At 38.6% G+C, this 14326-nt stretch carries 8 protein-coding genes; 1 reads left to right on the forward strand and 7 read right to left on the reverse strand.

Translation table 11 applies throughout. The annotated features are described in order from the left end of the window. Nucleotides 1-25: 25 nt before the first annotated feature. The 6 genes from HN643_03640 to topA form a co-directional block, all read right to left on the reverse strand. The gene (locus HN643_03640) at nt 26-751 is read right to left on the reverse strand and encodes a hypothetical protein (protein ID MBT7500733.1); all 726 of its coding nucleotides are present in this window, start codon (nt 749-751) and stop codon (nt 26-28) included. Then, the gene (locus HN643_03645; GenBank protein MBT7500734.1) at nt 751-1647 is read right to left on the reverse strand and encodes a hypothetical protein; all 897 of its coding nucleotides are present in this window, start codon (nt 1645-1647) and stop codon (nt 751-753) included. Before HN643_03645 ends, HN643_03640 begins: the two co-directional genes overlap by 1 nt. A gap of 248 nt (nt 1648-1895) precedes the next feature. Next, nucleotides 1896-5840, reverse strand: coding sequence for a hypothetical protein (locus HN643_03650; GenBank protein MBT7500735.1), 3945 nt, complete (start codon nt 5838-5840; stop codon nt 1896-1898). Between the two features lie 33 nt (nt 5841-5873). After that, a complete protein-coding gene (locus tag HN643_03655) occupies nt 5874-7331 on the reverse strand; it encodes a bifunctional (p)ppGpp synthetase/guanosine-3',5'-bis(diphosphate) 3'-pyrophosphohydrolase (protein ID MBT7500736.1) in 1458 nt (485 codons plus the stop codon). Nucleotides 7332-7434: 103 nt separating this feature from the next. Continuing rightward, the gene (locus HN643_03660) at nt 7435-9072 is read right to left on the reverse strand and encodes a bifunctional (p)ppGpp synthetase/guanosine-3',5'-bis(diphosphate) 3'-pyrophosphohydrolase (protein MBT7500737.1); all 1638 of its coding nucleotides are present in this window, start codon (nt 9070-9072) and stop codon (nt 7435-7437) included. Between the two features lie 463 nt (nt 9073-9535). Continuing rightward, nucleotides 9536-11740 (reverse strand): type I DNA topoisomerase, encoded by a 2205-nt coding sequence (topA, locus tag HN643_03665; protein MBT7500738.1) that lies wholly within the window; start codon nt 11738-11740, stop codon nt 9536-9538. Between the two features lie 289 nt (nt 11741-12029). Here topA and HN643_03670 point away from each other — a divergent pair, with 289 nt between their 5' ends. Then, nucleotides 12030-12497 (forward strand): hypothetical protein, encoded by a 468-nt coding sequence (locus HN643_03670; protein MBT7500739.1) that lies wholly within the window; start codon nt 12030-12032, stop codon nt 12495-12497. Between the two features lie 375 nt (nt 12498-12872). Here HN643_03670 and HN643_03675 read toward each other — a convergent pair whose 3' ends face one another. Then, entirely contained in the window at nt 12873-14240 is a 1368-nt protein-coding gene (locus HN643_03675) for a hypothetical protein (GenBank protein ID MBT7500740.1), read from the reverse strand. Between the last annotated feature and the right edge of the window lie 86 nt (nt 14241-14326).

Genomic DNA, 14326 nt, shown 5'->3' on the forward strand with positions numbered 1-14326 from the left:
GATCTGAGGATCCTGACTCTTTTGATTAGTCATTTGTTGAGGCCAAGCGGATAATTCGTACATGATTGCTTGGTTGACTGGACTTTACTTGAAGCATGCCATCCTGGTAGGCTTCAAAAGTTGTTCCACTTTTCGGATGCCTTTCCAGTAGAGCAAAAACTTCATCTCCAGAACTCTTTACCCGAAAAAGGATATTTTTTTGAAAGTACCATTTCCAGTGTTGGCCTTTTTTAAGTTCAAAGACATTGTAAATGACGCCTGGTTTGATGTAGGTATCGAAGATTTTGTCATCAACGTAGTCATAGTCGTGTCCAATGGGTAGAGGACTTGTTATAACACGGACCTCTTCTTGACCATGTTCTGAGATTTCTACACTGTTTTTCATGATGCCATTGACACACCAACTGACAAACCAGATTCCACCACCTAAAATTGCCAGGGAAAGCATTAGGCTCATAAGTACTTCTAGTCCACCGCCCTTTGATTTTGCCGAAGCTGTGGTAGGTTTTGTCGGTTTATCCGTGGTAGCCTTGTCTGACCCAGCTGTATCAGTTGGTGAGGGTGAATCATTTACCTTTGTTAGGTTAATGAATAGCATGATCAGTCCAGCAACTCCCAGCGCGCAAGGTATGGCCAGCTTGTACCACAGGTCTCCTTCAGCCCAGGCCGATTCAATGCCAATCAAACATATTCCAGCCAATAAAAGTATGAAAATAGGGCCTCTAAACTTAGCGGCAAGCGGATTCCTCATTAACCGCCTCCTTTTTTACTAAGATCGACCAGCATGTTTTCCACTTGAGGAAGCAAACTACCGATATTGGGTAGCATTACAACCTTAGAGCTGGAACTTGTCCCGATTGCCTCGTATGCTTTAATTGTGTCAGCCGTTAGCCAGGCTTTTGCCACGCTGGCTGGTGGTAATTCGTCAAAACCGTAAGCCTTTGCTAAAACTTCCATTTTGGCGGCCAGAGCTTCAGCTTCATGTCTGGTTACTACAATTTGCAGCTTAGCCTTTTCAATTTCCACTGCTTGCTCATCTTCTACTGCTGCCAGTTGAAGGCGGGCGGTTGCTTTGGCTCGGAGAGCCTCAGCGTCAGCAGTGTTGGCCAGCTCAATTCTTTTGTTAAGAGAAAGATCGGTGATTTCGATTGGTAAGCCCCTAGTCTCCAGATTTTTGCTGACAAGATCTTTTATTGTATTGATGAGTGTTTGCTGAACACTCATTACTGTAGAGATAGTCATTTTTTCAATTTCTGCTTTGAGGTGTTGTTGCACAACGTCTTTGAGCATGCGTTGTATGGTTTTATGATCTATTTTTCCGTCTGTGCTGACTTCATAAAAACCTTCTAATGTTTGATCTGTTTTTTTAGGATCAGCACTAAAGCTGGTTTTATAGACAATACTAATTTCGTTAGTTTGTACTTCAATGACTCCAGTTTTAGTGTAGTCAATTTTTCCAGCAGTTGCTTTGGTTCCATTTTGGCCATTGGTATCAGTTCTGCAGTTGATAACCATGTTTTCAATGTCAAAACTCTGTCTTTGAATGGCGATAACATCCATTATTTGTATGAACGGATACCAGAAAAATCCTAGTCCCGGACCTCTGATCTCACAAGCATCTGATCCCCATTTTCCGAGGATGGTCACGGTTCCTGATTTGGTTAAACAATAACAATGAGCTAGCCAAAAAGCAATTATCAGAGCAAAGACAACAATACCAGAGATCCAATGTATTGCACTGAGACTACCCAGTGTGAAAAATTGTGAAAACATTATATACCTCCATGTTTTTAATGAACCTTGTTGGACTGATTATATTAACTTATTTGCCTATAGTTGTCAATATTAAAAAAACTCCCACTTAAAAAGCAGGAGTTTTTTTAATATTTTCTTTTTTATATATTTCCACCAATAAATCTTACAATAAACTGAATTATCAGATAGCTGCTGAAAATTACAGCCAATCCGATCACTGCCCAGACCATGGTTTGTGTGCCTTTCTTTACATAGTCTTCACGGCCAGCAGAAATCAGCCAGAGGCTACCACCATAGATGAACATTACCAGGGCTATAGATCCAGTTAGGCCTATCAAGAAGGTGATTACATTTCCGATTACTTCATAGGGGTTATCGGTATTCATGAAGTTTGGTAGGTTTGTTACGGGAACTTCACCACCGCCAGCAATTGGTTGAGTACATTTATTGTCAGAGCCACATTTACCTGATTTACAGGAAGCATCTCCACCAACGCCTGGTGCACAAAGTGCGCCACCTGCGCCTTTATCTGTGCATTTATTACCTGTAACGTCACAATACTTGCCTTCACCACAACCAGTTGCAGTACATGCACAAATGGTCTTTTTGACGCCACCTACATCTTTTTCTACACACTTATGATTTGCCGGACACATTTCATCGCCACCAGTTGTTGTAACGCAATCTTTACCAGCTTCTACGTCTGCTGTGCAAGTGGTTGCGTTTTCACACCAGGCAGTACTGACACAGTCGCTATGTAATTTACAAGTGCCTCCAGCTATGGATTTTGCTTTACATTCCTGATCTTCAATAACACAATATTGTTCTGCTCCAGGTTCTTGACCACAGTGTGAATTATCGGTGCAAGCGCATAGAGAAACACCAGTAATACAGATATCACTTTTACACATAGTTCCGAGGTAGGTTGAGCAATTTACACCTCCAGTGATTTTATCTTTACATTTTTTATCACCATTAAAATCACAGTATTGTTCACTGGAGCATTCATCATGCTTGGCACAAGTTTTTGGTGCAGCTGGAGCATCGCCAGGTGATCCTTGAGGTTGAATTGCGTCTTCGCAAGTTTTGTTTTGAGGATTACAGTTGTTAGATAAACACATGGTGCTGTAGTCACAAGGGGTTTCACCTGTGCCTAATTGCGGAGTACATATCTTTTGAATATCATCACAAAAAAATCCTTGGGAGCACTCATTGCTACTGGTTTGAGGTGTGCAGGTATCATTTTCTCCTTTAGAACCATATGTTTGTTCTGGAGTTGGGGGTGGCGTCTCGCCAGGGGCACCTTGAGCTTGAACTGCGTTTTCGCAAACATGGACAAGGTCATTACAGTTGTTTGAAAAGCACATGTAGTTTTGCTCACAGGCTCCATTAGTTCCTTGTTGAGAGATACATTCTTTGGGACTCGGAGGCTCACCACAATATAAACCTGATGTACAGTCATTTTTTCCAGCCTCGGAAAAAGTTTGACAAGCAGCATTTGTACCTTTATCACCATATGCTTGCTGTGGTGTGGGTTCAGTTTTACAATCTGGATCACAACCATCTTCAGCAGTATTATTTCCGTCATCGCAATCTTCACCTACGTCAAGTATAGAGTTACCACAAGCCTCTATTATACAAACATTTGAGCAACCATCACCAGCAACAACATTACCATCATCACAGCCTTCTCCTGCATCATGTACACCATTACCGCAATTTGCAGGAGCGGCAGCAAGTTTACAGTCGTTTTTGCAAGCATCAGCCTCTTCTTTGTTTCCGTCATCACATTCTTCGGTTCCTTCTTTATTACCATTTCCACAAATTGGAGTTTGAGGAGCAGAGCAACTATTTGAACCACAACCATTTTGTGATAAACAGGCGTTAGTTAGTGCATTGTATTCAGCTAATTGAGGATCACCTTGCTCAAAGGATTCCGCATTTTTTATATAATTTTGTAAATCACTTGGGATGCTGTTGAAGCAAGCGTTGGGGTCAGATGTACAGCATTGTTGCTGTTGGTCGTTACCATGCATAACTTGATACATTTCGCTTTCTGGTGCAGGTGGTGGGGGCGGTGGAGGTGGTGGATTAAGATCCTGTTCTTGTTTTGCTTCTTGCTCTTGGGTTGGCTCAGTGCATTTGCTTGTTGTACAAGTACCAGAAATACATTGAGCTGCTTCGTTGCAGGTTTGTTCACTAGCCAGTTTTTCAATGCATTTATTCATGTCGGCTGGTGTTCCACCAATTATATCAGTCTTACAAAATAGACCTGGTTGACATTGACCGTTATTACCCTCATTTGTACAGATTTCACCTTTGCCAGGCAAGGTTGGACCGCCTTGATTTGGTGGCGGAGCTGGTGGTTCTGTACATTTGTTGTTATTGCATTTGTTAGATAAACATTGGTTACCATTACCACAGTCAGCATTAAGTGTTCCTTTGTCAAAACAAATTTTAGGACTGAGATAGGTAGCACAGAATTGATTATTCTGACAATTAGAATCTGAAGTACAACTTTCAGGCGGGTCGCCATTTGGCGCTGCCTCACAGTTAGCATCGCCTGCTGAACAAGCATGTGTGTTTAAACAGGCGTCGGCAAGTGCATTGTATTCAGCTAATTTAGTGTCACCTTGTTCAAAGGATTCAGTATTTTTTACATAGTCTTGTAAACTACTTGGGATGTTATTAAAGCAAGCGTTGGGGTCTGTTTCACAGCATTGGTTTTGTTGGTCATTGCCATGCATAACTTCAAACCAGTTATATGTTGATCCACCTGGTTGTCCTTGATCGCAGGAGTTGTTTTCACAACTTTGTCCAGGCATACAACCTTCTGGGGATCCTTCTAAACATCCGCATTTTCCAGCTTGCCAATTCCACAAACATTCATACGCATTTGTTGCAGATAGACCGCCGATTTTTTTAGGTTTACAAGATTTATCACCCTGTATATCACAATAAGAACTGGTGTCCAAACAATTATCATGAGAAGTGCAATTACAAATGTTATTTACGCAGGTACCACTTTCGCATTGATTATTGGTTTGACATACAGCACCTTGTTTTCCGGCATCAGGATTGTACTGAGCTGTATTTACACAAGAGAACAAACTTTGACAGGTTTTGCCTTCAGGACAGCCTTGCGTTGAGCCTACTGTGCAGGTGCATTTTTTGATATTATTATCAGCTGAATCGGTCATTAAACCTCCAAGACAAGCATACCCATGTACGGATGCTGCACCAGCAGGTTGTTTATCAATACACATGGAAGTATCTTTGTTGCACCAACGATCTGGGTTTAAAATTTTACAGTCACTCATAGTCTCGCAAGTACACTTTTTGCCTTGATCTCCAGCTACACATTTATTGGTTTGACATTCATAGTTTACGTTGCAGGCCAGACCGGTAGCTTTTTGTGCGTCAGTATGACAGGAATCGTTGTACCAATTTGCGGCGCTACGTGGTGGGGCTGAACACAACTCAATGGTAGTGCAGTTTTCAGCTTTGTCTGCACAACTAAAAAAGACAGGGTCACTAGTTTGGTTTGCTGGATCAGTTAGAGAGGTTGGGTTTGTTATGCCAGGATTAACTATTTGCGCTTCATCAGAAGCAAATTGAAAAAAGGCTGATTCACCATTTAAAATATCTACAATATTGACACCATTATTGTTAGGGTATTGAGTGAAAGCACCAACAATACTTGGATTGATATAAGGGTTGTCGAAATCATTAAAATGCACCCCGTAAGCACTATGACCTGCTCTGTCACGTAGCTTGTTAATAATAGTGTAAATTTGCTGACCAGTATTGGTATTATATTTGAACAAATTTTCAAAATCGATCAACATGGCAGCAGTAAAAGTAAAATCATTATTACAGTGTTCTTTGTATAAGCCAAGGTAAACATCGCATTGAGATATTTGACCCATTCCACAATAAGCTTTTAAACTTACGTCTACAGTTTTATAACAAAAAGCGCCTGAGCCTACGATAGAAGAGTTGTTGCCAGCGTTGACTGAAACTGTAGTGATAGTACCAGCAATTAGAAGTACAAAAATGATTGCAAAAAGTTTTTTCATGTGCATATTTTTATTTTGGAAACCCCTGATTGAGGTTTTTTATTTTGAAAATTTAGGAATGAATTTTTTCCAGTTTTTGTTTTTCTGAGTTTCAATATGCTGTCTGGCAGTTCTGGTCTTAACAAAGTTTAACCATTCAGGGTTTGGCCCTTTACGATTTTTGTCAGTAACAATTTGTACTACGTCACCATTTTTTAGTCTGTGATCAAGTGCAACAATTTCGTTATTAATTAAAGATCGCGAACATTTGTTGCCAATCTCTGTATGAATATGATAAGCAAAATCAATTGGAGTAGCGCCATCAGGTAGATCGATTACGTCACCTTGTGGGGTAAATACAAAAATTCTATTTTGAAATACATCAATTTTAGCACCTTCTAAGAATCGGTTATTGTCACCAATTTGTTTTAGCCATTCAGCCAGTTCCTGTACCCATTCAACTTCCTTTTTGCTAACTTTTTGGAATTCTTTATATTGCCAATGCGCTGCGATTCCTAGTTCTGCCTGATCGTGCATTTTTTGGGTTCTGATTTGAATTTCTACAATTTCTTGGTCATCTCCAAACACAGCAGTGTGTAGAGATTGGTAGCCGTTTGGTTTTGGTTGAGCAATATAGTCTTTGATCCGACCACGAATTGGTTTCCAAACATTGTGAATAATACCAAGCACAGCATAACAATCAGCTACACTATCAACTATGATACGCATGGCAACCAAATCATAGATTTGTTTTATATCATTGTGATATTTTTGGTATTTTCTGAAAAAACTGTAGTAATGTTTGGTCCTTCCGTATATATCATAATATTTTATGTCGTCCTTGTCTAATTTATTTTTGATTTTCCGGACCATATTGTTCAATGTTTTTTTCTTGATCGGAAAATTGTTCTTTATAAGTTGTTCTGTTTTGTTAAAATCATCTGGGTAGGCATATTTAAAAGCAGCATCCTCCAGTTTGGATTGTAGTTCACCAATCCCTAATCGATTAGCAATTGGTGCATAAATTTCCAAAGTTTCTTGAGCAATTCTTTTTTGCTTGTCTGCAGGTAATGCGTACAAGGTTTGTAGATTATGTAAACGGTCAGCAAATTTTATCAGGACAACCCTGATATCCTGGGCCATCGCTACAAACATTTTTCTTAGGTTTTCGACATAACGATCTATCCCTCGATACTTAATACGTCCCAGTTTTGTAATGCCTTCAACCATGCTAGCAATGTCAGAGCCAAATTCAGTTTTAATGTTCTCTAGAGTGAACTTGGTGTCTTCAGGAACATCATGTAATAGCCCAGCGGCAATCATTGAGATTGGTAATTTTAGTTCAGCCAAACTATTAGCAGTTTGTAGACAATGCTCGATATAGTCATCGCCAGTTGATCTTTTTTGGCTCAGGTGAGCAGTCTCAGCAAAATTATAAGCTTGCTCAACTAGGTCTAGGTCAGCTTGTTTGCAATCATGAGTTTCTTTAATTGTCTCCAGTAATTGGCGGATGGTCATTTGTCATGAAACATATATCATGAATCATGTATCATTACTTCTGTTAATGTTACATGTTACATGCTACAGGTTTGGTGATTAACGTATATATATTGTAGCAGAATTAAAGGTTTCTTTCCATGGGAGGACGGTTGAAATAATTTTCAATACTTTTCTTGGCTCCAGGAGTTTTGACAAATTCAAGCCATTCGGCTTTGGGGCCAGCCTGAGAGCGGTCAACAATGATTTTGATTATGTCATTTGAGGAAAGTACGTAGTTGAGTGGCACTGGTAACTCGTTTACAAATGCTTCACTACATTTATGACCTACTTCAGTGTGGACTTGATAGGCAAAGTCGATTGGCGTGGATCCTTCAGGTAATGAGATAACATCACCCTTTGGCGTGTAAATATATATTCTGCCGCCCAGGATTTCAGAATGGAATTTAGCCAAAAAGTCCTGGTCGCTTTTGTGTTGTTGTTGTTTGATTAATAGTTCTTGGATCCATTCAGGTGATTTCTTGCGTGGATTTTTGTAATACCAATGTGCAGCAATGCCATAATCAGCAGTTTCGTTCATTTCTTTTGTTCTCACTTGAAACTCTGTCAATCTATTGTTGATCCCGATTACAGTAGTATGTAAGCTTCGATATTGGTTACTTTTAGGGTCAGCAATATAGTCCTTGAATCGTCGCTGTTTTGGTTTCCATAGTCGGTGAATATGACCAATCATTCGATAGCAGTCATCAATCGAATCAACAACCACTCTCAGTGCGAAAATATCACCGATCTCATAAAAACTTTTTTTCTTTACAATCATTTTTCGATGAATGCTATGAAAATGTTTGAAACGGCCACTTATCTGACAGTTGATGCCTGCCATTTTTGCAGTTTTTGTTAGATGGTTTTTTGTTTTATGAATATATTTATCACGATTCTTTCTTTCATCTACATTGAACCGTTGATTGATTTTTTCATATTCTTCTGGTTCTAAGATTTTGAATGAGTAATCCTCGAGTTGCCAACGCAATTGCCAGATACCAAGTAGGTCGGCCAATGGTGCTAAAATTTCTCTTGATTCTAGGGCAACGTTACGTAACTTTTCATCTGAGGAAATAAGCCGATGTTTCATTCTATCAATATTTGAACTCATTTTGATAATAATCACTTGGAGATCCTCGGCCATGGCAATGGTCATCTCTCTGAGTTGATTGACGTACAGTTGATTGTTTGCGGTTCTAATCTTTCTGATTTTTTGAAAATTTGCACACAGTTTAGCTACTTCTTTGCTGGTTAATTTTTCTATTTTTTGGGAGGAGAGTTGTGATAATACGGGAAGTTCGTGTAATAATGCAGCGCAAATTGCTGCAGTAGACATTTTGATTTTTGCTAAAGTTAAAGCGGTCCGGTAAACATGTTCAAAATAGGCTTCATTTTTGCCAGACAAATATTGTCTGGCCAGGTCGTAGGATTTTACAATTAAGAATATATCCTCTGAGAGATCTTTTTGTATTTTCTCAAAAATATTTTTATCCCTTTTTGGCAAATCAAAAAGAATAGCAGCGCAAATAAATTCAATTCTAGCATTCTCCTTCGCCAAGTAACTTGCTCTTTCTAGCGCCTTGTTTTGTAGGTTTCGCTTGTCTATGAAGGGAAGATCCTTGGTTTGCTCTTTGAAAAATTTGAATGTTTTGCGAATGATCGTAAAAGAGGGAATTGGCTGCTTTTCTTCGATTAATTGAATTATCTTTTTAATAGCCATATACTAACAATTTAGCATATTTTAGGGAAAAATCAAGAGCAGTCTTGACAAAGTCAAAAATCTTTGCTATAATGAATTTGTTGATGGTAGGGAAGTATTCCCAATTCGAAAACTCCCGGGCCTTTGGTCCAGGAGTTTTTGTTTTAAAAAGGTCTAATTTTAGATTTTATTTTAGTTATTAACAATTGACAAATTAATGTCATTTTACTATTATATCTTTGTAGGGTTTCTGTGACACCCTTATCATCAACAATAATTGGGGTTACAATCCAGATTCCCTACACTAAAAAAGCAGTTATCTGACAGGCGAAGATGCGCATCTTCGCCTGTCAGATAACTGCTTTTTTAGAAGTTCAAAATCCTAAATCCTAAACAAATACAAAATCCCAAATTCACATTTAATAAGTTGTATTTTGGGCTTTTATTGAATTTTGAAAGTATTTAGAATTTGGGGAATTGATCATTATTCACTTGTTTTATTTGTTTCGCAATCCTTGTTTCCGCAAACTTCGGTCTTTCCTTTTTCAGCCATTAGAGAGTTACAAACTTTGCATTTATTACCGGTTGGTTTTCCCCAAAGAACAAATTTGCACTTTGGATATTTATCACAACCGTAAAAAATTCTTTTACTTCTGCCTTTACGAGAAACAATCTCACCTTCACCACAGTCAGGGCATTTAACGCCAGTACCTTTACTAAATTTTTTTATAAATTTACAATCAGGATAATTTGAACAGCCCAAGAAGAATCCATATCGTCCACGTCGTTTGGCCAGCTTAGCACCACAGTCAGGACATTCTTCTTCAATAAGTTCTGGCTCTACAGTTGCTTCTTCACTACCTGGAACTGGTTTTGTGGTTTTGCATTCAGGGTAGCCAGTACAAGCCATGAATCTTCCAAAGCGGCCGGTCTTGATAACCATTGGTTCACCGCATTTTTCACAAACCTCTTCGGTATTTTCCTGAGTTAATTCTTCTTTTGTTAAAGTTTTGGTTTTCTTTTCTAAGTTCTTGTGGAATGGTCCATAAAAAGCTTTGATGATTGGTTGCCATTTCTTTTTGCCGTGAGCAATTAGATCGAGATCTTCTTCCATCTCAGCTGTGAATTTGTAATCAACAATATCCGGAAAGTGTTCAACCAGAATGTCGTTGACAATAATTCCCATGTCGGTTGGTTTCAATCTTTTTTCTTCTTTGATTACATAATTTCGGTCTTGGATAGTAGAAATAGTTGGAGCATAGGTGGAAGGTCGACCAATCCCATATTCTTCAAGAATTTTAACTAAGGTCGCTTCAGTATATCTCGCTGGCGGTTGAGTAAAATGTTGAATTGGTTTGAGTTCTTCAATCTTGATTTCTTGATTTTCTTTAACTGCTGGAAGAATGTTTTCTTTAGTATCAGTTTGGTAAATTTTCAAAAAGCCGTCAAATTTAATAATTTGTCCTGTGGCTCGGAAAGTATATTTATCATCTTTGCTATTGATGTCGATTGAAGTGTTGCTAACAATAGCTTCTTTCATTTGACTGGCAACGGCTCTTTGCCAAATTAAATTGTAAACTTTGAATTGTTTTTCGTCCAAATGATCCTTGATGTCTTCAGGTGAAAAGTCTACATGAGTTGGTCGAATAGCCTCATGTGCTTCTTGGGCGCCCTTGGTTTTGGTTTTGAAAGTCCTAGGCTTTTCTGGTGCATAATCTTTCCCAATTTCATCTTTAATATATTTATGACAAGCACTTAGAAAATCATCTGATAAATTTAGTGAGTCAGTTCTCATGTAGGTGATAAGACCAACTGCGTCTTTACTGCCGAGCTTAATACCTTCATAAAGTTGCTGAGCTACTCGCATGGTATCTTTGGCTGACATGTGCAAACGATTGTTGGCATTTTGTTGCAAAGTTGAAGTTTTGAACGGCTCAGGAACTTTTTTCTTACTATCTTTAGTTTCAATGTTAGAAATTTTGTAATTTGTTGATTTAAGGATTTCTTCCAGTTTTTTTGCCTCTTTTTCATTTTTGATTTGTAATTTTTTCAATGATTTACCATCAATTGCGTGGAGTTTTGCTTCAATTTTAATTTTATCATTTGCATCAAAGATTGCTTCAAGTGTCCAATATTCATCTATTTTAAAAGCTTCTCGTTCGCGCTCCTTTTCTACGATTAATCGAACGCAGACTGATTGGACTCGACCGGCAGATAGTCCACGAGCTACTTTTTGCCATAGAAAAGGGGATAGTTCAAATCCGACTAGGCGATCTAATATCCGACGAGCTTGTTGTGCATCAACTAAATTCATGTCAATGTCGTGTGGATTTTCTATTGCTTTCTCAATTGCCTTTTTGGTAATTTCATGAAAACCAATTCGTTTATAATTTTTTGGTTTGAGGATTTCCTTTAGATGCCAGGCAATCGCTTCTCCTTCTCGATCTTCATCGGGTGCGAATAATATTTCGTCGGCACTTTTGGCCAGTTTCTTTAATTTTGCGACTTGCGTTACAGATCTTTCTCCCACTTCATAAGTAGGTTCAAAGTTGTTTTCTATATCAATGCCCATTTTCTTTTTTGATAAATCACGAACATGGCCGTATGAAGATTCGACTTTGTATTCTTTTGATAAAAATTTGGAGATAGTTTTTGCCTTAGTTGGAGACTCTACGATTACTAACTTCATAAGTTAAACAAACGAGACAAGTGAAACAGGCGAGACAAGTCTTCTAATTTACTCGTCTTGCTCGTCTTGCTCGTCTTGCTGAGTATTCAAGTCCAAATATGACAGAGATGAAAAAGTTTGTCAAATGGGCTAAAAGAAATTGGAAATTGGAGAATTGAAACTCGGGTTGAGTCTGTTCTTAATAATTATCAGTCATAACCCTTAGTTTCTTTTTATTGACAAAAGTGACCGAATAGGTTAAATTGCTTTTAATAACGTCGTTGTTTGAAAACTAAACAGGGAGAAGTGTGTGAGCCAGGAAGATCGATTGGTTGAATTGGGCGAAGTTCTAGTAGTTTTAATCCGAGAGAAGGCAGAGCAGCTAGTGATCAAGGCCAAAGTTGAGAAAAGAATCAACAGGCTGCGTGATGAGATCCATGGTCCAGAAAAAGAATTCTTGGCTCTTTGGCGAGAGCTGGGTGGCGTATCGGTAAATATCTTTCATAGTGCAGATAAGAATCGAGTCAAGATTGGCAAGACTGGCACAAATGAAGCTGGCGGTGTCACTTTTCTCGATAAACTTATTTTTGAGAAGACGAGTATTCAATGCCAGTTTTTTTTAGCAGAAACCACTCCTGATATTCAGGACTATTTTTCTAGTCTGGAGGAGTGGGGTCTTATTTCTTCAGAAGAAAATTATGTTAGTGACGGGATATTCGATTTTGGGCTTTGCCGGCGAACAGCCGAGGGCTGGGTGCAGGTAGTTAAGTTTAAATAGAGTATATGAGTTTTAGTGTTTTGTGTGGGGGCTGATATGGCAGGAATACAACCTGATGTATTTGAAAAAGAATTGGCTGATTTACAACTAAGTGTAAAGCTTACTGAGGCAAAAAGTATCCGAGCGGAGAAGCAGCAGGCTTTGGCGGTGGTATGAATTGGGGCGATTTTATGCGGAGGAAAAGTACGGGCTCAAAAGGAAAGCAATTTCTCACGCTTCTTGTAGAATATAGGGTATTAACTGAGAAAGAAAAGTTCGTTTGGTATCTCGGTGAATTTTGGTATCGAAGAGAAGATGGTTGGGAGGTGCTTTCCTCCTGATCAAAACAAAAACCGCCTTTCGGCAACGTCCGAGGCGGTTTTTTTATTGAGGAGTTTATTTTGTAAAATTTGTCCTTTGTTTAAGTTGAGCCTCTTCGCTATACCAATTTTTTCTTAGATCAGAACAAAGAAAGAAAGAACCTGTTGCCAAAATTAAATCATTTGGTTTAGCTTTTTTAATAGCGGCTTCAAGCGCTTGTTGCGGATCAAGGAAAACTTGAGTCTTGACCCCTGACTTTCCTGATTGCCGAAGCTTCAGCGAAGGCAGTAGTCGGAGAGAGAGAGTCTTCAATTCTTTAGCAATCACAACCGGGTCAATGAATTTGCGTATAGCCAAGAGTGGGCGAGTGACATATAGATAATCAGTTTGTTTTAATAGTTCTTTGAAACAGTCTTTCGGTTTTTTGTGCTGCCCTAATGCACAGATCAAATGTAGTTTTCTGGAGTTTGGATTTTGAATTTTGAATTTGTTTAGGATTTTGAATTTAGGATTTAGGATTTTACTCGCCAGGTAGGCCAGTTTATCTGGATTATGCGCTCCATCCAAAATCACCAAAGGTTTTTTTCTGACAATTTCAAATCTAGCTGGTATGGGGTTGGGTTCATTTAAGCCGCGTCGGATATGTTTCTCTTCAATTTTGAGATGCTCGGTTACGGCGCGGGCAAGATCTTCATTCACAGTGGCTGTGGAGACGCGATTAATCGCGTCTTTACAGTTAACTATAGTTAAATCAGCTCCAAGCTTATCACATTCCTTTTGTATAACTTCCAAAGCTTTTGGTTTTGTTACTGCAGTAAAGACTTTTCCGCCTTGGCGAATGATACCAGCTTTTTCATAGGCGATTTTTTCGATTGTATCTCCCAAAATGTGGGTATGATCAAGTCCAATGTTCGTTATTACTGAAACTAAAGTTTTGTAAACTGCATTTGAGCCATCGTAGCGTCCACCGCAACCAGTTTCCTGAACAACAAAGTCACATTTTTGTTTTTTAAAATACATTAGGCATAATAAATGCCAAACTTCAAAGTAGCTGGGCATGTCAAATTGCTGGTGGCATTTTTCAATGACGGGTTTTATTTCTTCAACCAGTTCAACGAAATCCTTCATGGAAATAAATTTTCCATTGATTTGAATTTTTTCCGTGGCCACAGAAACAAAGGGGGAGAAGTGAGCACCCACGTTGAATCCTGTTTTTTGCAAAATATTATAAATATAATTTACCACTGATCCCTTACCACTGGTTCCCGCTACATGAATTATTTTTAGGCCCTTGTCTGGATTGCCACCGAGTTTTAAAAGCAGTTTGGTGCGCTTAAAATGATGATCAGGATTGGAAGTGCCCTGAAAAAAATCAACACTGCGAATATTGCCTAGAGATTCGAGATAAGCTTCAGCGTTTTTGTATTTTTGATAAATAGTCATACTGTGTATTCATTATAGGATATTTCTTCTTATTTTACAACAACCTTGACAAAAGCAATAATTTTTGTTATAATGAAACGTCTATG

The sequence above is a fragment of the Candidatus Falkowbacteria bacterium genome (assembly GCA_018674305.1).
Classification (GTDB): domain Bacteria; phylum Patescibacteriota; class Patescibacteriia; order UBA11705; family JABHMO01; genus JABMRF01.

What these genes read in the sequence shown, in the direction of transcription:
- topA (MBT7500738.1), bottom strand. Translation starts at nt 11,740, where the DNA reads ATGAAGTTAGTAATCGTAGAGTCTCCAACTAAGGCAAAAACTATCTCC.
- HN643_03655 (MBT7500736.1), bottom strand. Translation starts at nt 7,331, where the DNA reads ATGACCATCCGCCAATTACTGGAGACAATTAAAGAAACTCATGATTGC.
- HN643_03675 (MBT7500740.1), bottom strand. Translation starts at nt 14,240, where the DNA reads ATGACTATTTATCAAAAATACAAAAACGCTGAAGCTTATCTCGAATCT.
- HN643_03660 (MBT7500737.1), bottom strand. Translation starts at nt 9,072, where the DNA reads ATGGCTATTAAAAAGATAATTCAATTAATCGAAGAAAAGCAGCCAATT.
- HN643_03650 (MBT7500735.1), bottom strand. Translation starts at nt 5,840, where the DNA reads ATGCACATGAAAAAACTTTTTGCAATCATTTTTGTACTTCTAATTGCT.
- HN643_03640 (MBT7500733.1), bottom strand. Translation starts at nt 751, where the DNA reads ATGAGGAATCCGCTTGCCGCTAAGTTTAGAGGCCCTATTTTCATACTT.